We start from the raw sequence: 18,733 nt of genomic DNA, 5'->3' as shown, positions 1-18,733 counted from the left end.
GAACGGACCGGGCGTCAGGCGCCCGCTTCGCGCGTATCGTCGGCCAGCAGCGCCCACCGTTCGTGGTCGCGCCATTCGCCGCCGATGCGCAGATAGCGCGGCGAAAAACCCTCGTTCCGGAAACCAAGCCGCCGAACCAGCGCGATCGACGCGTGGTTGCCGGGCTGGATGTTCGCTTCGAGCCGATGCAGCCCGAGCTCGCCGAACGCGACGCCGATCGCCGCGCGCAGCGCGTCCGTCATCAGCCCCTTGCCGCTGAATTCCGCCATCCCGTAGTAGCCGAGATACGCGCTCTGAAACACACCGCCGACGATCTCGTTGAGGTTCACCACACCGGCTACCGCCCCGGACGTCCGCTCGCGCGCGACGAGGCCCACATTCGGCCCCGTCAGGCAGCGCGAGAACCATTGGTCGAATCCCGCCTGGTCGGAGAACGAATCGACCCACGGCAGATGGTGGCTCCGGCTCGCGCGATTGGCAGCGATCAGGTCGGCGGCGTCGGTACGCGCGACGCGGTTCAGCAGGATCAGGCTCATGGTTCGGTCGGATGCGATGGATTGCGCGGGTGGTCCGGCAAGCGCGGCCGGTCGCCCGCGCCGGTCGCCCGCGATCGTTCAACGAAACGCTTACGCGGCTTCCCCGCTCCCGCACGCGACCGGCGCGGCCTGCTGCTGCGTCAGGTACCGCAGCAGCTTGGTCACCATCCACACGACGATGAACGACAGCGCGACGAAGAACACCGCGAGCGGCGTCAGCACGTGGATCGACACGAAGCCGGCCAGACCCATCATCGCGGACGACACGAGCAGCAGCGCACAACCGAGGATCGCGCTCGTCAGGCCCGCGATATGCGGAAACAGCGAATTGCCCTTGGCCATCAGCGTCGGATACATCGCGCCCGCGCAGAAGCCCATCACGAGCACCGGCGTGGCGAGCGTCCACACACGCAGGCCGACGGTGAGCGCCAGCACCAGCATCGCGACCGACGCGCCCGCCATCACGCGCGCGCCGATGCGCAGCCGTTGCTCGGCGCTCGGCAGCCCGCGCCCGTGAATCCGGTTCGACAGCCCGCCGAGGAAATACATCAGCCCGATGCCGAGCGCGAGATAACCGAAGAAGGTCGGCGGCTTGTGCAGCGTGGTCTGCACCATGAACGGCCCGACGATGTTGAACACGAGCAGGATGCTGTAGCACAGCCCCTGCGCGAGGAAGCAGCTCTGGAACACCGGGCTCGCCAGCACCTTGCCCGCATTCGCCATCAGCGTGCGCGGCTCGAGATGCACCGGTTTCGGCAAAGTTTCTCGATAGCGCCACAGCAGCGCCCACATCACCAGCGAGTAGACGAGCAGGAACACGAGGCACGCGCGCCAGCCGAACCATTCCTGCAGGTGCGCGCCGATCACCGGCGCAACAATCGGCGCGAGCCCCCACGCGATCGACATGTACGTGAACGCGTGCATCAGCGCCTGGCCGGAGAACGAATCGGTGATGATCGCCTTCGCGAGCAGGTTGGTGGTCGCGATCCCGAAACCCTGCAGGCAGCGTGCCAGCACGAAGGTCTCCAGGTTCTGCGCGCTGAGCGACAGCAGGCAGCCGATCGTGTAGATCACAAGCCCGAACGCGAGCACGCGCTTGCGCCCGTACGCATCGGCGATCGGGCCGAAGATCAGCTGGCCGAGCGCGTAGGCCGCCATGTAGCCGGACACGCTCGACTGGATCGCCTGCGGCGTCGTCGCGAACGAACGTGCCATATCCGGTAGCGCGGGCACGTAGATATCGATCGCGAGCTGACCCGCGGACGCGAACAGACAGATCAGGAACAGCAGGAAGCGCGGCGAGTTCGACTCGCGCGCGGGGGTGGGCGTGGCGTTCATGACGACTGGGAAGGATGTCGGGCAGCGGTGACGCAGCCGCGCGATGTTCGAATTGCGAACACGCGTGCGGTCGTGGCGAATGGCGTATTGTGCCTGTTGTTGCGTCAGGCGACAGGATTCCCCTGGCGCGGACGCGGTTGAATGCCGATTGCGGCACACCTGGAAATGCGTTATCGCTGGGGCGATTTCGATCGTCACGGCCCCGGCCGCACGCGGCCCGGAAATCGGCGCATGGCGCGCCGCGCGCTCCCATCCTCGACACCGCCGGCATGCGCCGGCGGTTTTTTGTCGCGATACCGCGATCAGTACGGCATCAGATCAATACTGCGCCTGGTCCGTCGGATTCCTGAACAGCTGCTTCATTTCCGCCGACAACGGATAGTTGAGGCTCACGCCCTTCGGCGGAATCGGTTGCGTGAACCACTGGTTGTAGAGCTTCTCGGCCGCGCCCGACGTCTGCAGCTTCGCGATCACGCCGTCGACGACATGCTTGAACGCCGGATCGTCCCTGCGCATCATGCACGCGTAGTTTTCGTGGACGAGCGGCGTGCCCGTCACCGTATACGCACCCGGGTTGCGATCCTTCGCGATCTCGCCGTACAGCAGCGGCTCGTCCATCACGAACGCGACCGCGCGCCCGGTCGTGACGTTCATGAACGCTTCGGCGTGATCCTTCGCGCTGATGATCGTCATGTTCATCGCCTTCTCTTCGTTGAGCTTGCGCAGCAGGCGCTCGTCCGACGTGCCGGCGGTCGTCGCGACCGTCTTGCCGGCCAGGTCCGCGAAGTCCTTCACGCCCGAATCCTTGCGCGTGCTGAAGCGGATGCCGTACAGAAAGATGCTGTTCGAGAACGCGGCCTGCTTCTGCCGTTCGAGCGTGTTGGTCGTCGATCCGCATTCGAAATCGATCGTCCCGTTCTGCAGCAGCGGAATCCGGTTCTGCGACGTGATCGGAATTTCCTTCACCGTGAGGTTCGGCAGGTTCAGCTCCGTCTTCAACTGGTCGATGATGCGCGACGAGATATCCCGCGAATAGCCGATGTTTTTCTGCTGATTGTCCGAATACGAGAACGGCACCGACGATTCGCGAATGCCCAGCGACACGATGCCCGTGTCCTTGATCTTCTTCAGCGTACCGGTGAGGGCCTGCGCATGCGCGGGGCCCGCCAGCGCACAGGACAGCGCGACGGCCAGCCAACGGAAGCGGCGATCCATGCTTTTCTCCTGACGAAACGTTGATCGAATCGCGATCGTACGCCCGACAAAATTCGCGTCGCATCAGGGAAAGCGTAAACAACCTTCCAGCGTGGCCGGGCCGTGAAAGACGTTTTCCGTGTCGCGCAAACCGACCCGTGCCGCACGTTTCGCCTGACCCGCCGCGCGCGGTCTCGCCCCACCTTTTGTGCCATTCGTTCCAAACGCGCGTTCATGCCGCAAAGCAGCAACGTAATCGTTTGCGCCACCCTGTTTTTTTCTCGCGAAATCGCCTCAAGAACCCGCCACACCGGCCGTTACCCAGAGCATGGCGCGTAGCAGCAACCCTGCAGCTGCCGTCAGACAAAAAACCACGAGGTCCGGTTTTGCCGGACCCAGCTTCACCGCCGGCACGACGGTTATCTACGAGGATCGAGTTTCAACATGAGAGCCAATCGTTTCAATTTCGCGCTGGCCCGCTCCGCTCATGCGCGCATGCTCGCCGGCATGTTGTCTGCCGCCGCCCTCCTGCCCCTCGCCGGTTGCGGCGGCGGAGGCGGCGGCGACGGCAGCAACCCGTCTTCTTCCAACGCCGCACCGGCACCCGCGCCGGCCCCCGCCCCGACGACCCCGCCCGCCACGACCGGCAGCAATGCATGCGCGACGCAGCAGGCCGCCGTTCAGATGGCCGCGCAGGCGGCACCGGTCGAACCGCCCGTCGATCACCTGATCGTCAAGCTGAAGACGCTGACAGCCACGCGTGCGATGGCGACCATCGACAACGGCACGCGGCTCGACGCGGTGATCCAGCGCTCGATGACGCGCTGGACGGCACCGGTGGCCGGCAGCGCACGCGCCTATGCGAGCACGGTTTCGCAACTGCCGCTCAACGTGCAGGTCGAACGGACGATCTCGAACGGCGCGGCCGTGCTGTCGCTCGGCCAGCGCATCGCGGCCACCGACGCGACCGCGCTCGCGCAGGCGTTCGCGGCCGATACCGACGTCGACTACGCAGAGCCGGATCATCCGATGGCGATCCGCGACACGCCCAGCGACCCGCTCTACAACCAGCAGTGGTACCTGTCCGACCCGACCGCCGGCATCGACATGTCGCCCGCGTGGAGCACGACCAAGGGTTCGCCGACCGTCGTCACGGCCGTGCTCGACACCGGCTATCGGCCGCATGCCGACCTCGTCGGCAACCTGCTGCCCGGCTACAGCTTCATCACCAACGTCAACACCAGCAACAACGGCCTGTCGCGCGGCCCTGACGCAACCGATCCGGGCGACTGGGTCACGCCGCAGGAACTCAGCACCGCCGGCGGCCCGTACTACCAATGCGCGCCCCAGGCGAGCGACAGCAGCTGGCACGGCACGCGCGTGATGGGCGTGATCGGCGCGACCGCCAACAACGGCACCGGCATCGCCGGCATATCGTGGCTCGGCCGGATCCTGCCGGTACGCGTGCTCGGCAAATGCGGCGGCGTGACGAGCGACATCGCCGACGGGATGCGCTGGGCAGCCGGCATCCCGGTGAACGGCGCCCCGACGAACCCGACGCCCGCGAAGGTCATCAACCTGAGCCTCGGCGGCGTCGGCGCGTGCAGCACGACGTTCCAGCAGGCGATCGACGATGTGACCGCGAAGGGCGTGACCGTCGTCGTCGCCGCCGGCAACGACGGCCTGTCGACCGGTCTCGACCAGCCCGCGAACTGCCGCGGCGTGATCAGCGTTGGCGCGACCGACGCGACGGGTCGCCGCGCATCGTTCAGCAACTTCGGCGCCGACGTCGCGCTGAGCGCGCCGGGCGTCAACATCCTGTCGACGTCGAACACCGGCACGACGACGCCGGGCACGGACACCTACGGCCTCGCGAACGGCACCAGTCTCGCGACGCCGCAGGTGACGGGTATCGCCGCGCTGATGCTGTCGGTGAACGGCAACCTCACACCCGCGCAGATCCAGCAGAAGCTGCAAGGCGGCGCGCGCACGACCAAGCTGGCGGCCGGCACGTCGTGCACCGCGATGCCGGCAGGCTCGGGCATCGTCGACGCAGGGGCCGCCGTCGCGGCAGCCAACCAGTAACCGGCACCCTGCCTCGATGCGGCCGCGCGCATGCCGACCTGGCGTGCGCGCGGCCGTTTTGTTGCCGGCAATGCGGCGATCCGGCGCGCGCGTATCGACCCGATTACGTTTCTCGAAATAACGCCTGACAAAAGGGTTGACGCTTCGCACAGCGAGCCTTTACCATCGCTCCCGTCTAATTACATGGAGTGTTCTGTGAACACCGATGCGAGTTGTAGTTGGTGCTTGACCAACTCGACTGCTGCCTGAGGAAAACGCGCAGAGCCTCGTCTTCTGCCGCATCCCGGGAAGCAGGATGCGGCGTCCTTCCGGCCTGACTGGCCAGATCTCCCGCCGAATTTTCAATGTTGTCGAATGCACGCGACGCGCCGTCGCGCGTGTGCGTTCGTGTTGCGCGCGGCGCCAGCCGCGTGCGTTCTCCGTTCGCGTGCCGTCCGGCCGCGCGCCTTCGTGCGTGCGCCGCTGCCGATCGCCCGTGCCGATTATCCGCAACCGACAGGAGTGCAGATGAACTCAGACGACAGTAGTCGATTACCGCTCGCCGGTGCGACGCTGCGCATCGACATGCCGACCGCACCATGCGCGCCGGCGAGCGTTCCCGCTTTCCCCGATCCCAATCCGATCGCGCCTGACGCGACGCGGCGGGGAGCGCTCGTGCGTCGATAACGTCACGGTCGCTCCCCGCCCGCCGCCTCGTGCGCAAGGAGCGACTCATGACACGACACAACACATCGCAAAAGAAACAGCGCGGCTTCATCAAGGCTGGTGCAGGCCAGCAGAACGAACCGCGCATCATGCGGGCGGCGCAGGAAGCAGCCCGCCCGCTCGAGGACACGCTGAAGTCGCTGCATACCAGCACGCGCGGCCTCACCTACGATCAGGCCGCCGACCGTCTGCAGCACTACGGCCCGAACGAAATCGCGCACGACAAGCCGCCGCACTGGACCCGCCAGCTGCTGCTCTCGTTCCACAACCCGTTCGTCTACGTGCTGCTGGTGCTGGCCGCGATCAGCTTCTGCACCGACGTCTGGTTCGCCGCGCCCGACGATCGCGACTATGTCGGCATGACGATCCTGCTGACGATGGTCACGATCAGCGCGCTGCTGCGCTTCGTGCAGGAATTCCGTTCGCTGCGTGCGGCCGAGAAGCTCAAGGCGATGGTCCGCACGACCGCCACCGTGCAGCGTGCGATGACCGATACGTCCGAGCCGACGCGCCGCGAGGTGCCGATGCGCGAAGTCGTGACTGGCGACATCGTGCACCTGTCGGCCGGCGACATGATCCCTGCCGACGTGCGCCTGCTCGCATCGCGCGACCTGTTCATCAGCCAGGCCGTGCTGACCGGCGAGGCGCTGCCCGTCGAGAAGTACGACACGCTCGGCGCGGTGGCAGGCAAATCCGCCAGCACGCGCGCGGCCGGCGCGGCGACCGACACGTCGGCATCGCTGCTCGATCTCGAGAACGTCTGCTTCATGGGCACCAACGTCGTCAGCGGGACGGCGACGGCCGTCGTCGTCGCGACCGGCGAAGACACGTACTTCGGTTCGCTCGCGCGCAACGTCGTGAGCCACAAGCGCATCGAGACGAGCTTCGATCGCGGCGTCTCGAGCGTGAGCTGGCTGCTGATCAAGTTCATGTTCGTGATGGTGCCGATCGTGTTCATGATCAACGGCCTGACCAAGGGCGACTGGCTGAGCGCGCTCACGTTCGCACTCGCGGTGGCCGTCGGCCTGACGCCCGAGATGCTGCCGATGATCGTCAGCGCGAACCTCGCGCGCGGCGCGATCGCGATGGCGCGCCGCAAGGTCGTCGTCAAGCGGCTCAACTCGGTGCAGAACTTCGGCGCGATGGACGTGCTGTGCACCGACAAGACCGGCACGCTCACGCAGGACAAGATCATCCTCGAACACCACCTCGACCTGTCCGGTCACAAGAACGAGGAGATCCTGCGGCTCGGCTGGCTGAACAGCTTCCACCAGAGCGGCCAGAAGAACCTGATCGACATCGCGGTCGTCGCGCGCGCCGACGAGATCGGCGAACGCGTGAAGCCGCAGGGCTACAAGAAGATCGACGAGCTGCCGTTCGACTTCGTGCGGCGCCGCCTGTCGGTCGTCGTCGAGGATACGCGCGGCACGCACCTGCTGATCTGCAAGGGCGCGGTCGAGGAAATGCTGGCCGTGTCGACCCACGTCCAGGACGAAGACGGCGTACGCCCGCTCGACTTCGTCGCACGCAAGCGGCTGCTCGAACAGGCCAACGCGTACAACGAGGACGGCTTCCGCGTGCTCGTGCTCGCAACCCGCACGATCCCGCGCGGCGACGAGCGCGCGCAGTACCGCACCGCCGACGAACACGATCTCGTCGTACGCGGCTTCCTGACCTTCCTCGATCCGCCGAAGGAATCGGCCGCACCGGCACTCGCCGCGCTGCGCGAAAACGGCGTCGCGGTGAAGGTGCTGACGGGCGACAACGCGATCGTCACGATGAAGGTGTGCCGCCAGGTCGGCCTCGAACCCGGCAAGCCGATGCTCGGCGCGGAAATCGAAGCGCTCGACGACGCGACGCTCGCTCAGGTCGTCGAACGCACGACCGTGTTCGCGAAGCTCACGCCACTGCAGAAGGCGCGCATCGTCAAGGCGCTGCAGGCGAACGGCCACACGGTCGGCTTCCTCGGCGACGGCATCAACGATGCGCCCGCACTGCGCGACGCCGACGTCGGCATCTCGGTCGACAGCGGTGCCGACATCGCGAAGGAAACCGCCGACATCATCCTGCTCGAGAAGAGCCTGATGGTGCTCGAGGAAGGCGTGATCAAGGGCCGCGAGACGTTCGGCAACATCCTGAAGTACCTGAACATGACCGCGAGCTCGAACTTCGGCAACGTGTTCTCGGTGCTCGTCGCCAGCGCATTCCTGCCGTGGGAGCCGATGCTCGCGACGCAGCTGCTCGTGCTGAACCTGATCTACGACACGTCGCAGATGCTGCTGCCGTGGGACAAGATGGATCCCGAGTTCCTGAAGAAGCCGCGCAAGTGGGAAGCCGGCAACATCAGCCGCTTCATGCTGTGGGTCGGGCCTACGTCGTCGGTGTTCGACATCACGACGTACATCCTGATGTGGACCGTGTTCGGCGCGGGCGCGATGTATCACCTGAACGGCGGCACGGGCGGCCAGATCGTGATGAACTCCGGCTGGTTCATCGAGAGCCTCGTGTCGCAGACGCTCGTCGTGCACCTGCTGCGCACGCAGAAGATCCCGTTCCTGCAAAGCACGGCGTCACTGCCGGTGCTGCTGTCCACGTTCACCGCGATCGCGATCGGCTGCTGGCTGCCGTTCTCGCCGTTCGCGGAAGCAATCGGCTTCATGCACCTGCCGGGCACCTTCTGGCTGTGGCTCGTCGCGACGATGGTCGGCTACATCATGCTCGCGCAGATCGTCAAGACGATCTACGTGCGCCGCTACAAGCAATGGTTCTGATTCCGTTCGGATAACGACTGGCCGGCCCCGCGCCACGCGCGCGGGCCGGCCGCTCACGACGCTTTACAGATAATGCGATGAAAAGATTCCTTCCGCTCGCAACCGCGAGCGCCCTCCTCGCGCCGCTCGACGCCTTTCCTGCTCATCCGCTCGTCAGCGACGATACGGGCACGCAGGGCAACGCGAACTGGCAATTCGAGTTCAACGGCGAGGAAACCTCGAAACAGGAAGAAAACGGCCGCCACCAGCTGTGGAACGCGACGCTCACGCGCGGGTTCGGCGAACACGTCAACCTCTATGTCAACGCGCCTTACACGCATCTGCAAACGCGGACCGACGAGAACGGCGCAGGCATCGGCGATGTCGAGATCGGCATGAAATGGCGCTTCGTCGAACGCGGGCCGCTGTCGCTCGCGTTGAAACCGAAGGTGACGATCCCGACCGGCAACGACGGTCGCGGGCTCGGCACGGGCCGCGCCGGCACCGGCGCGACGCTGCTCGCGCAGGCCGACGTCGGGCGCTTTTCGCTGCTCGCGAATGCCGGCTTGACCTACCAGCCGAATCGCCAGGGCGACCTCACGTCGATCTGGGCGGTATCGGGTGCGGCGATCTACAAGGCGACCGACCGGCTGCAGCTCGTGGCCGATGTCGGCCTGTCGCGCAACACGGAAAGCACCGCCGGCGCGAATCCGGCGTTCGTGCTGGCCGGCGTGATCTATTCGCCGACGCGCTGGCTCGATCTCGACGTCGGCTACCGGCACGGGCTGAACGACCAGACCTATCGTCATTCGGTGATGGGCGGCGTGACCGCGCGCTGGTAATACACGGCGTCGCGCGGCGCACGCGTCGAACCGCCACACGACGGGTCGCATCAGCGGCCCGTTTTTTCATTCATCGGGTGTCGTTCGCGCCGAACAGTTGCGCGCACACGGCGCGCCCTTCGTCGGTCAGCACGGCGCTGCCGGTGCCGTCCTCGTTCAGCGTCGTCGCGGTGAGGCCGGCACCGTCGAGCTGCGTCAGCACGCGGCGCAGCGTGCTCATCGGCAGTTGCGTGCGTTTTGCGATCTTTGGCAGCGACCACGTTTTGCCGGCCGGATCGCTCGCGGCTTCGTTCAGTGTCGCGAGCGTTGCAACGAGTGCGGGATCGAGCGGGGATTCGTCGGATTCTGATGTCATCGGTTCGGTCTGTAGCGGACAGGATATTCGTTCGGGCATTCAGCGCCGGTCGCGGACACTATATCGCTTCGCCCGTCACGCGCCCTTGATCGCGGCACGCATGAACGACACGAAATGCGTCGTGACGGGATCCTCGCGGCCCGACAGCCACGCGAGCCCCACGCGCCACTTCGCGTCCCGGCCGTCGAGCGGCAGCACCGTCGCGTCGCGCAGCAGGTACTGCGCGCGCGACGGGATGAACGCGACGCCGACGCCGGCCGCGACCGACGTCAGCACCGACTGCACATCCTCCGCCTGCTGCATTACGTGCGGCACGAAGCGGCGCTCGACGCACCATCGGTCGATCTGCGCGGCCAGCCCCGGGCCGCGCGCACGCTGCAGCGCGATGAAGCCGATCTCGTTGAGCACGTCGAGGTCGGCCGGCACGCGCTTGAAGCCGAGGTGCGGCGGCACCGCGAGCGCGAGCCCTTCGTCGATCACCTTGAACGACGACAGCCCTTCGTCGGACGGCAGGCGCAGGAAACCGGCGTCGAGCTTGCCGGCGCGCAGCCGACGCGTCTGCTCGGACGACGACAGGTCGCTCAGCGTGACGGCGATGCCCGGATTGCGGCGCCGAAATTCCGCGACGAGCTTTGGTACGAGCGTCAGCACAGACAGGCAGATGCCGAGCCGCAGATGCCCGCGCTGCCCGCTGGTCGCCTCTCGCGCTCGCGCGAGGATCTCGTCGGCATCGCGCACGAGCGCCTGCGCGTCGGGCAGGAAGCGTTCGCCGAACGGCGTCAGCTCCGCGCCGTGCCGCCCGCGCTCGAACAGCTTGCCGCCGAGGCTCGCCTCGAGCGCGCCGATCTGCTTGCTCAATGCCGGCTGGCTCATGTGCAGCGCATCGGCCGCGCGGCTGAAATGGCACAGCTCGGTGACCGTCAGGAACGTTCGCAGCAGTTTCAGTTCCATTCTTAAAAGGAATCGTAACGATCGAAATATTCATTTTACCGATCGAATGCGATGGCGTTCAATACGGACATGCCCTTCCCGGAATTAACCGTCATGTCCCTGGATCATGTGCCCGAATGCGTGGCCGACACCGCGTGCGATGCCGCGATCGCGAACGAACGCGTCGCCACGGTAGAAGCGCGCGCACCGAAGCAACGCGCCGAACGCACCGACGGACGCAGCCGCCGCTTTCGCTTCGGCGATGCGCTCGAGGACACGCCGCCACGCGCCGTGACGGGTTCGATCGCGATCAGTTTCGCGGTCGTGTCGCGGCGGAACTGGCCGCGTTGATCGACACCACGAAACAGCCCCGCATCCGCCCGGATCATGCGTCATTGTGTCCACTCCAATCGTCATCGCCACGCAATCGACCTTATAATTTCCCGCACCCGCTGACCGCCCATGCATTCCGCGCAGCCGCATCGCGCGTGAAAAGGAGACTTTCGCTTGACCGGCCTCATCGCGCGCCTGCCTCGCGCCCGGACCACCCTGATCCTCGCCCTCTCGTTCCTGCTGCTCGCGTTCGCCGCGAACGCATCCGCGCAGCCGCATCGCACCACGCACGTCCAGCCCCATGCGCATGCGAAGGCCGTCAAGAAGAAACCTCATCGCAAGAACAAGGCCGTCAAGCACCACCGCCCGCGCGCGAAGCATCAAGCCATCAAGCGTCATGCGGCACCGGCCCCTCAGCACCGCCGTGCAAAGCGCACCACCGCCGTACGCCCGCGCCCGGCGGCCGCGAAACCGCGCCTGCTCGCCAGTTGCGGCTACAACTCGCGCGCGGTCGGAGCGCTGCATTCACGCGCGGCCTACGTGCTCGACGTCGACTCCGGCACGCCGCTGCTGGCCCGCAACGCGCGCACCGTGCGGCCGATCGCGTCGATCTCGAAGCTGATGACGGCCGTCGTCGCGCGCGACGCCGATCGTCCGCTGAACGGCGTGCTGCGCGTCACCGCGCATGATCGCGACACGATCAAGTTCACCGGGTCGCGACTGCAGGTCGGCTCGGAGTTGTCGCGCCGCGACATGTTCCATATCGCGCTGATGTCGTCCGAAAACCGCGCGGCCGCCGCGCTGAGCCGCGACTATCCGGGCGGGCGCACCGCGTTCGTCAAGGCAATGAACCGCGAAGCGCGCCGGCTCGGCATGCGCCATACGCACTTCCGGGAGCCGACCGGCCTGTCGCCGCACAACGTGTCGACGGCCGAGGATCTCGCGCGGCTCGTCGGCGCGGCCGCGCAGGATCCGCTGATCCGCTATTTCTCGACGGATACGTCGACCACCGTGCGCCCCGGCGACGGCGAACTGGTCTACGTGAATTCCGACCCGCTCGTGCGCTATCGCCGCCTGCCGATCCGGCTGCAGAAGACCGGCTTCATCAACGAATCGGGGCATGGCGTCGTGATGCGCATGCGCGTGAAGGGGCGCCGCGAAACGGTCGTGCTGCTCGGCGCGCCGACGCGTGCCGGCGTATCGAGCGATGCCCTCAAAATCCATCGCTGGCTGACCTGCTCGATCCAGTAAGCACACGCAGGCGGCCGGCCACTCACCCTACAGGAGCCATGCCATGCAGGACGAATACCGCTTTAACGCATTCGGACGACTGCTCGCCGTCGTGCGCGCGAACGGCCGCTGGGCCGTGTTCGATCTCGGCACCGAAGGCAAGCGGCGCCCGGCCGACCTGCACATTCCGTCCGCGCTCGCCGCGGACGAACTCGCGCAATACCTCGGCGACCTGCTGCACGAGGACGCCACCCCGAGATACAGCGAAGTCGTACCGGTCGCCCTGCCGCGCCGCACATAACCGCGCGCCGAGGGGCCCCGCGACCTGGCGGTTAATTCGACAGTTAAACTTGCAAGTTTAACTGTCGTGTTCTATGATCCGCCGCATGAACCCGCCACGCAAACCCGGCGTTTCCGCCGACCTCGTCGCCGCCGACCTGACCCTCGCGGTCGGCCAGTTGATCCGCCGCCTCCGCTCCGAGGTCGAATCCGAAGGGTTCGGCATGTCCCAGAGCAGCGCGCTCGCACGGCTCGAACAGCAGGGGCCGATGACGACCGCCGACCTCGCGCGCGCCGAGGCCATGAAGCCGCAGTCGATGAAGGCGATCCTCGCGAGCCTCGAAGAGGAAGGTCTCGTCGAACGTGAGCCGCACCCGACCGACGGCCGCCAGATCCTGTTCCAGCTGACCGCGGTCGGCCTCGACGCGCGGCGCAAGCGCCACATCGCGAAGCACCGGTGGCTCGGTGCCGCGATCGAAAAGCTCAATCCGGAAGAAATCCTCACGCTTGCCGCCGCGATCCCGCTGATCAGGCGGATCGGCGACCAGTGATTCCGGCGGACACGCGCCGCGGCATGCGCGCGCCCGCCTCCCTTCGTCCATTCCACGGAGTCCCATCATGAGCGCAACCCGTCTCGACACGAATACGGCACTCGTCGTCATCGACCTGCAGAAAGGCATCGTCGCCCTCCCCACCGCCCATCCGGTCGCGCCGGTAGTCGCGCATGCCCGCGAACTGCTCGACGCGTTCCGCAGCCGCGGGCTGCCGGTCGTGCTCGTCAACGTCGCCGGCGGCGCACCGGGCCGCACGCAGCAGCAGATGCGCGTGGACGCACTCCCCGCCGACTGGACCGAACTCGTGCCCGAACTGAACCGGCAGCCGGGCGACCACGTCGTGACGAAAAAGACCTGGGGCGCGTTTACCGGCACGGATCTCGACGCACACCTGAAGGCGGCCGGCGTCACGCAGATCGTGCTGACCGGCGTCGCGACCAGCATCGGCGTCGAATCGACCGCCCGGTACGCGTTCGAACTCGGCTACAACGTGACGCTCGCCATCGACGCGATGACCGACCTCAACGCGGATGCGCACGTGAACAGCGTCGAGCGCATCTTCCCGCGCCTCGGCGAAACGGGCTCGACGCAGGACATCATCGCGCTGCTCGACCAGCGCGGCGCGTGAGCGACGAACGCGCGCGGTCGACGGCGGGCCGCGCGGCCGGCCGGCTCGATCCGTCGATCTGGAAAGTCAGCGCGGTCGCGATGCTCGGCTCGCTGCTGGCGCAGCTCGACGCGACGATCGTCAACGTGTCGCTGTCGAGCCTCGCGACCGACCTGCACACGAGCCTGTCGACGATCCAGTGGGTGACGAGCGGCTACCTGCTCGCGCTGACGCTGGTGCTGCCGCTGAACGGCTGGCTCGTCGACCGCATCGGCGCGAAGGCGCTGTACCTGTGGTGCTTCTCGGCATTCACGCTCACATCGGCGCTGTGCGGGCTCGCGTGGTCCGCGCCGTCGCTGATCGCGTTTCGCGTGCTGCAAGGCGTCAGCGGCGGGCTGCTCGCGCCGATGGCGCAGATGATGATCGCGCGCGTCGCCGGCCAGCAGATGGCGCGTGTGATCGGCTACGCGGCGGTGCCCGTGCTGCTCGCGCCGATCCTCGGCCCCGTCGTCGCCGGCGCGATCCTGCAGCACGCATCGTGGCGCTGGCTGTTTCTCGTGAACCTGCCCGTCGGCGTGCTGGCGCTCGCACTGGCCGTGCGGTTCCTGCCCGGCGGCCGGGACGATGTGCAACGGCGCGAACTCGACTGGGTCGGCCTTGCGCTGCTGTCGCCGGGCCTCGTGCTGTTCCTGTACGGTGCCGAGCGGATCGGCTCGGCGATCGGTGTCGCCGCGATCGCGGGTTCGGTGCTGCTGCTCGCCGCGTTCCTGCGCTTCGAGCAATACAAGGGCGAGCATGCGCTGATCGATCTCAAGCTGTTTCGCGCTCGTGTCTTCGGCGCGGCGGCCGGCACCCAGTTCCTGTCGAACGGCGCGATGTACGCGGGCCAGATGCTGATCCCCGTGTTCCTGATCCAGGCGTGCGGGCGCTCGCCGGGCGAGATGGGTTGGCTGCTCGCGCCGCTCGGGCTCGGCATGCTCGTCACCTATCCATCGATGGGCGCGCTGACGAGCCGGTTCGGCGTGCGCCGGCTGGCCGCCGCCGGCGCGCTGCTCGCGCTGTTCGCGACACTGCCGTTCGTGTTCCTCGCGCTGGCCGGCTACGATCCCTACGTGCTCGTGCCGGCGCTGTTTCTGCGCGGCATGGGCCAGAGCGCGATCGGCGCGCCGTCGATCACCGCCGCGTATGCGTCGGTCGAGCGCCGCAACCTGCCGATGGCGACCACCTCGCTCAATATCGTGCAGCGCCTCGGCGGACCGGCGTTCACGACGCTATGCACGCTGTTCCTCGCGTGGCGGCTGCAGGCCGAATCGGCATCGATCGGCGGTACGCAGGCCAGCGCGTACGCATGGGCGTTCGGCCTGCTTTGCGCGCTGCATGCGGCGAGCTTCGTCACGACGCTGTGGCTGCCGTTGTGGTCGGCCGGCGCGGGCGGGCAACCTGCCGGCGCCGCACGCAGCGGTTCACGCTGAACCTGGACGCTGCGGCGCGCGCAGCGTCGCTACCGCAGCCACATCGGCACGATCGACACCACCAGCAGCACGCCCAGCCCGGCATTCAGGCCGCGCCACTGCCGCTCGGTGCGCAACACGCGCGCGAGCAGCAGCCCGGCGAAACACCACAGCGACAACGACGCCATCGCGGCCACGCCGAACGCGAGCCCGAGCAACAGGCCGAGCCGCGCCGGGCCCGACGCGAGCGCGGCGAACGACGCGGCCGCGCCGAGCGTCATCGCCCAGCCCTTCGGGTTGTGCCAGAGCATCCAGACACCGCTGACAAACCCTTGCGGCCGGTGCACGGCGGCATCGAGCCGAGGCTTGCCGCCGCGCCCGATGCGCACGGCCAGCCACACGAGATACCCCGAACCGGCCGCCTTCATCGCGAGCTGCAACGCGGGCAGCGCCAGCAGCACGCCGCCGAGCCCGGCCGCAGCGGCCGCCGCCATCGACGCCAGGCCGGCCGCGATGCCCGTCATCAGCGGCAGCGAACGCCGATAGCCGAAATGAGCACCCGATGCGGTTGCGAGCGTCGTGGCGCCGCCCGGTGTCACGGTGGACACGATCACGAACAGCATCAGCGGCAAGTAGTCGCGAAGCGGCACGGAGGCTCCCGTTTGTCGTCGTCGAAGCTCCGTTTTTACCCGCGATCCTCACATCACGACAGCGAAAGCTTTTTATGCCTGCCATTAGCATTCATAATGCGACGCATGGCACGCAATCTCGACATCGCGCTGCTGCGCGCATTCGTCACGGTCGCCGATCATCGCAGCATGACGGCGGCCAGCCATGCGCTGCACCTGACGCAAGGCGCGATCAGCCAGCAGGTCGCGCGGCTCGAAACGCTGTCCGGCCCGCTGTTCGTGCGCGAGCATCGCAACCTGCTGCTCACGGCGGCCGGCGAGCGTCTGCTCGAGCAGGCGCGCCGGCTGCTCGCCGTGCACGATGCGCTGCTGACCGACCTGACGGCCGGCGCGGTCGAAGGCGCCGTTCGTCTCGGCGCACCGCAGGATCTCGTCGGCACCTGTCTCGCGCCGATCCTGAAAGCGTATGCGCAGGCGCATCCGCAGGTCGCGCTCACGCTCGTGTGCGCGGCGTCGCCGGAACTGCGCCGGGGGCTCGCGCAAGGCGATCTCGATGTCGCGCTGATCGAGGCGCCGGTCGGGTCGTCGCGCGGCGAGTGCATCGCCGTCGACCGTCTGGTCTGGGTCGGCGCGAAAGGCGGCACCGCGCACCGGAACACACCGCTGCCCGTGTCGATGGTCGCGCAGACCTGCGCGTTCCGCCCGACGGTGCTCGACGCGCTGCGCGACTGCGATCGCGCATGGCGCACCCTGTTCGAGAACGGCAGCATCGACGCGACGGCCGCGACCGTGCGCGCCGATCTCGCGGTGACCGTCTGGCTCGCATCCACCGTGCCGGCCGACCTCGACATCCTGCCGGCCGGCAGCGGCTTGCCCACGCTGCCGAACTTCGCGATCAACCTTCATCTGCCGCGCGGCCAGCGCACGCCGGCCGCGACGGAACTGGCCCGCCACCTGCGCAACGGCTTCGCACGCTTGCGCGCGGCCGCCTAGGGCCGGTTCGCGTTACACGGTGCCCGGCTCCTGCGGCGCCGGCGTCGTGCCCGCCGCCTCCAGCGCCTGATGCAGCGTCGGGAAGATGCACGACGCGTCGACGATCTCCGTGATCCGGTGACGGTCCATATCCGCGCGCAGGTAGCGGTTCACGCGGCCGAACAGCACGCCGATCCCGCGCGCGTGCAGCGTCTTGACGAGATCGGTCAAGGTCCGCGCGGCGGAATAATCGAGGTCGGTAATCGCGCCCGCATCGACGATGAACCAGCGCGGCGGCACCGGCGCCGCATCGACGAGCTCGGTCACTTCGCCGGCGAACAGATGGTCGTTCGCGAAGAACAGGTCGGAGCCGAACCGGTAGACGATCAGCCCCGGCGCCGTCATCGAACCGGGCCGCGTGGGCACCGGCTGCCACCGTCCGTTGCCCGCGACGGGTTCGAGCACCATCGTGTGCGGCTGGTAGCTGTGGCGCACGTGCCGCATCAGCGACAGCGCGATCGCCAGCAGGATGCCGTGCTCGACGCCGACCGTCACGACGGCCGCGGCCGTCACCAGCGCGAGCGTGAATTCGCCGGGGCTTTCCTTGCGGATCGCCGCGAGGCTGCGCACGTTGATCAGCCCGAGTGCGATCGTGAACACGATGCCGGCCAGCACCGCGTGCGGCAGATACTGCAAATACGTGCTGAGGAACAGCAGCACGACGACCACGACGGCGGCAAACGCGAGATGCCCGATCTGGCTGCGCACACCCGCACCGTCGGCCATCGCCGTCTGCGTCGGGCTGCCGTTGACGACGAACGCGCCGCCGACCGCCGCGGCGGCATTCGCAGCCGCGAGGCCGAGGATGTCGGCATTGGTGTCGACGTCCTCGCCGTACTGCTGCGCGAACACGCGCGCGGCGGCCGCGCTCTGCGCGATGATCATCACGAAGCACGACGCGGCAACCGGCACGAGATCGAGGAACTGCTGCCACGTAACGGACGGCCAGCGCAGCGACGGCAGTCCGCCCGCGACGGGCCCGAGCACCGCGATGCCGTGCGCGGCGAATCCGAACGCGTAGCTCGCGGCGATGCTGCCCGCGACCGCGATCATCGGCATCGGCACGCGCGGCAGGAACCGCTTGCACGCGAGAATCGCGACGACAACGGCGGCCGCGAGCGCGAATGTCGGCCCGTTCGTGTGGACGAGATGCGTGACGACATAGTCGAGCTGTGCAAGGCTGCGCGAGGCCGGGTACGGCACGGCTAAGCCGAACATGTCGCCAAGCATCGCGATCGACACCTGCACGCCGACACCGGCGAGAAAACCGACCAGCACCGTGCGCGACAGGAAATCGGCGAGAAAGCCGAGCTTGAAGATCCGCGCGAGCAGCAGCATCGCGGCGGTCAGCAGCGCGACCATGCCGGCCAGCGCGACGTATTCGGCGCTGCCGACCGGCGCCATCGACGAAAGCCGGCTCGCGAAGATCGTCGCGGTCGCGGAGTCGGCGGCGACCACGAGATGGCGCGACGCACCGAAGCACGCGAACGCGACGAGCGGCAGGAACACCGTATAGAGGCCCGTGACGGCCGGCATGCCGGCGATGCGCGCATAACCGAGCACCTGCGGGATATCCATCGACGCGAGCGACATGCCCGCGAAGATGTCGCGGATGGCCGCCGCGCGGCGGATCGGGAGGATGCCTTTCAGCAGCCGCACGCCTGATGGACGGCTTTCGTTGGAATCTTGCATGCGTGAAATGCGTGGATACGAAGTGACGGGGTTCGCGAAGTCGTTCGCGCATCGTGCCTTGAGCGGGCATCGCATGGCAAGTGCACGAAAACGTCGCGTGTCGCTCACCGTCGCCGGATTGGCTGCAAACGACAACAAGCAATACACCGGCAACGCATGTGAAGCCGGCATGATGGCATGAATCGCTGGCA

General features: G+C 67.5%; 18 protein-coding genes. 11 read left to right on the top strand and 7 right to left on the bottom strand.

Annotated elements, in window-relative coordinates; genetic code table 11:
- Window positions 1–14: 14 nt before the first annotated feature.
- The 3 genes from H3H55_RS22955 to H3H55_RS22945 form a co-directional block, all read right to left on the bottom strand.
- The gene (locus H3H55_RS22955) at window positions 15–536 is read right to left on the bottom strand and encodes a GNAT family N-acetyltransferase (protein WP_193100335.1); all 522 of its coding nucleotides are present in this window, start codon (window positions 534–536) and stop codon (window positions 15–17) included.
- 90 nt (window positions 537–626) lie between these two features.
- Entirely contained in the window at window positions 627–1,874 is a 1,248-nt protein-coding gene (locus tag H3H55_RS22950; protein WP_193100334.1) for a multidrug effflux MFS transporter, read from the bottom strand.
- Window positions 1,875–2,192: 318 nt separating this feature from the next.
- The gene (locus H3H55_RS22945) at window positions 2,193–3,089 is read right to left on the bottom strand and encodes a glutamate/aspartate ABC transporter substrate-binding protein (protein ID WP_193100333.1); all 897 of its coding nucleotides are present in this window, start codon (window positions 3,087–3,089) and stop codon (window positions 2,193–2,195) included.
- A gap of 423 nt (window positions 3,090–3,512) precedes the next feature.
- On the opposite strand from H3H55_RS22945, the gene H3H55_RS22940 reads away from it, so the two are divergent.
- The 3 genes from H3H55_RS22940 (at window position 3,513) to H3H55_RS22930 (ending at window position 9,450) form a co-directional block, all read left to right on the top strand.
- A complete protein-coding gene (locus H3H55_RS22940; RefSeq protein ID WP_193100332.1) occupies window positions 3,513–5,153 on the top strand; it encodes a S8 family peptidase in 1,641 nt (546 codons plus the stop codon).
- Window positions 5,154–5,866: 713 nt separating this feature from the next.
- Window positions 5,867–8,629: a magnesium-translocating P-type ATPase gene (gene mgtA, locus H3H55_RS22935; protein WP_193100331.1), complete on the top strand. Its 2,763-nt coding sequence runs from the start codon at window positions 5,867–5,869 to the stop codon at window positions 8,627–8,629.
- Window positions 8,630–8,706: 77 nt separating this feature from the next.
- Window positions 8,707–9,450 carry a transporter gene (locus H3H55_RS22930; protein WP_193100330.1) on the top strand — a complete coding sequence of 248 codons (744 nt, stop codon included), beginning with the start codon at window positions 8,707–8,709 and terminating at the stop codon, window positions 9,448–9,450.
- 70 nt (window positions 9,451–9,520) lie between these two features.
- On the opposite strand, the gene H3H55_RS22925 is transcribed toward H3H55_RS22930, so the two are convergent.
- Both H3H55_RS22925 and H3H55_RS22920 read right to left on the bottom strand, forming a co-directional pair.
- Window positions 9,521–9,805: a transcriptional regulator gene (locus H3H55_RS22925; protein WP_193100329.1), complete on the bottom strand. Its 285-nt coding sequence runs from the start codon at window positions 9,803–9,805 to the stop codon at window positions 9,521–9,523.
- 75 nt (window positions 9,806–9,880) lie between these two features.
- The gene (locus tag H3H55_RS22920) at window positions 9,881–10,756 is read right to left on the bottom strand and encodes a LysR family transcriptional regulator (RefSeq protein WP_193100328.1); all 876 of its coding nucleotides are present in this window, start codon (window positions 10,754–10,756) and stop codon (window positions 9,881–9,883) included.
- Window positions 10,757–10,849: 93 nt separating this feature from the next.
- Between H3H55_RS22920 and H3H55_RS22915 the strand changes: the two genes are divergently transcribed.
- The 6 genes from H3H55_RS22915 (at window position 10,850) to H3H55_RS22890 (ending at window position 15,210) form a co-directional block, all read left to right on the top strand.
- Window positions 10,850–11,086, top strand: a complete 237-nt coding sequence (locus H3H55_RS22915; RefSeq protein ID WP_413463969.1) for a hypothetical protein — start codon at window positions 10,850–10,852, stop codon at window positions 11,084–11,086.
- A gap of 156 nt (window positions 11,087–11,242) precedes the next feature.
- Window positions 11,243–12,319: a serine hydrolase gene (locus tag H3H55_RS22910; RefSeq protein ID WP_193100326.1), complete on the top strand. Its 1,077-nt coding sequence runs from the start codon at window positions 11,243–11,245 to the stop codon at window positions 12,317–12,319.
- Window positions 12,320–12,362: 43 nt separating this feature from the next.
- Entirely contained in the window at window positions 12,363–12,599 is a 237-nt protein-coding gene (locus H3H55_RS22905) for a hypothetical protein (RefSeq protein WP_193100325.1), read from the top strand.
- 73 nt (window positions 12,600–12,672) lie between these two features.
- Entirely contained in the window at window positions 12,673–13,128 is a 456-nt protein-coding gene (locus H3H55_RS22900) for a MarR family winged helix-turn-helix transcriptional regulator (protein WP_193100324.1), read from the top strand.
- Between the two features lie 67 nt (window positions 13,129–13,195).
- Window positions 13,196–13,759 (top strand): isochorismatase family protein, encoded by a 564-nt coding sequence (locus H3H55_RS22895; protein ID WP_129515125.1) that lies wholly within the window; start codon window positions 13,196–13,198, stop codon window positions 13,757–13,759.
- Window positions 13,756–15,210, top strand: coding sequence for a DHA2 family efflux MFS transporter permease subunit (locus tag H3H55_RS22890; RefSeq protein ID WP_193100323.1), 1,455 nt, complete (start codon window positions 13,756–13,758; stop codon window positions 15,208–15,210). The genes H3H55_RS22895 and H3H55_RS22890 overlap by 4 nt, the downstream gene beginning before the upstream one ends.
- A gap of 29 nt (window positions 15,211–15,239) precedes the next feature.
- Here H3H55_RS22890 and H3H55_RS22885 read toward each other — a convergent pair whose 3' ends face one another.
- Window positions 15,240–15,839, bottom strand: coding sequence for a LysE family translocator (locus H3H55_RS22885; RefSeq protein ID WP_193100322.1), 600 nt, complete (start codon window positions 15,837–15,839; stop codon window positions 15,240–15,242).
- Between the two features lie 96 nt (window positions 15,840–15,935).
- Here H3H55_RS22885 and H3H55_RS22880 point away from each other — a divergent pair, with 96 nt between their 5' ends.
- Window positions 15,936–16,811 carry a LysR substrate-binding domain-containing protein gene (locus H3H55_RS22880; RefSeq protein ID WP_193100321.1) on the top strand — a complete coding sequence of 292 codons (876 nt, stop codon included), beginning with the start codon at window positions 15,936–15,938 and terminating at the stop codon, window positions 16,809–16,811.
- A 12-nt stretch (window positions 16,812–16,823) separates the two neighbouring features.
- On the opposite strand, the gene H3H55_RS22875 is transcribed toward H3H55_RS22880, so the two are convergent.
- Window positions 16,824–18,542, bottom strand: a complete 1,719-nt coding sequence (locus H3H55_RS22875; RefSeq protein ID WP_193100320.1) for a SulP family inorganic anion transporter — start codon at window positions 18,540–18,542, stop codon at window positions 16,824–16,826.
- On the opposite strand from H3H55_RS22875, the gene H3H55_RS22870 reads away from it, so the two are divergent.
- The gene (locus tag H3H55_RS22870; protein ID WP_193100319.1) at window positions 18,541–18,723 is read left to right on the top strand and encodes a hypothetical protein; all 183 of its coding nucleotides are present in this window, start codon (window positions 18,541–18,543) and stop codon (window positions 18,721–18,723) included. The genes H3H55_RS22875 and H3H55_RS22870 overlap by 2 nt on opposite strands.
- The last annotated feature ends 10 nt before the right edge of the window (window positions 18,724–18,733 follow it).

The organism is Burkholderia sp. Z1 (assembly GCF_014893795.1).
GTDB classification, from domain to species: domain Bacteria; phylum Pseudomonadota; class Gammaproteobacteria; order Burkholderiales; family Burkholderiaceae; genus Burkholderia; species Burkholderia theae.
The sequence above is the reverse complement of the archived record's forward strand: the minus strand, read 5'-3'. Positions and strand labels throughout refer to the sequence as shown.

Coding starts and splice junctions, on each gene's coding strand:
- H3H55_RS22955 (WP_193100335.1), bottom strand. CDS start 536: ATGAGCCTGATCCTGCTGAACCGCGTCGCGCGTACCGACGCCGCCGAC.
- H3H55_RS22950 (WP_193100334.1), bottom strand. CDS start 1,874: ATGAACGCCACGCCCACCCCCGCGCGCGAGTCGAACTCGCCGCGCTTC.
- H3H55_RS22945 (WP_193100333.1), bottom strand. CDS start 3,089: ATGGATCGCCGCTTCCGTTGGCTGGCCGTCGCGCTGTCCTGTGCGCTG.
- H3H55_RS22940 (WP_193100332.1), top strand. CDS start 3,513: ATGAGAGCCAATCGTTTCAATTTCGCGCTGGCCCGCTCCGCTCATGCG.
- mgtA (WP_193100331.1), top strand. CDS start 5,867: ATGACACGACACAACACATCGCAAAAGAAACAGCGCGGCTTCATCAAG.
- H3H55_RS22930 (WP_193100330.1), top strand. CDS start 8,707: ATGAAAAGATTCCTTCCGCTCGCAACCGCGAGCGCCCTCCTCGCGCCG.
- H3H55_RS22925 (WP_193100329.1), bottom strand. CDS start 9,805: ATGACATCAGAATCCGACGAATCCCCGCTCGATCCCGCACTCGTTGCA.
- H3H55_RS22920 (WP_193100328.1), bottom strand. CDS start 10,756: ATGGAACTGAAACTGCTGCGAACGTTCCTGACGGTCACCGAGCTGTGC.
- H3H55_RS22915 (WP_413463969.1), top strand. CDS start 10,850: ATGTCCCTGGATCATGTGCCCGAATGCGTGGCCGACACCGCGTGCGAT.
- H3H55_RS22905 (WP_193100325.1), top strand. CDS start 12,363: ATGCAGGACGAATACCGCTTTAACGCATTCGGACGACTGCTCGCCGTC.
- H3H55_RS22900 (WP_193100324.1), top strand. CDS start 12,673: ATGATCCGCCGCATGAACCCGCCACGCAAACCCGGCGTTTCCGCCGAC.
- H3H55_RS22895 (WP_129515125.1), top strand. CDS start 13,196: ATGAGCGCAACCCGTCTCGACACGAATACGGCACTCGTCGTCATCGAC.
- H3H55_RS22880 (WP_193100321.1), top strand. CDS start 15,936: ATGCGACGCATGGCACGCAATCTCGACATCGCGCTGCTGCGCGCATTC.
- H3H55_RS22870 (WP_193100319.1), top strand. CDS start 18,541: ATGCGTGAAATGCGTGGATACGAAGTGACGGGGTTCGCGAAGTCGTTC.
- H3H55_RS22875 (WP_193100320.1), bottom strand. CDS start 18,542: ATGCAAGATTCCAACGAAAGCCGTCCATCAGGCGTGCGGCTGCTGAAA.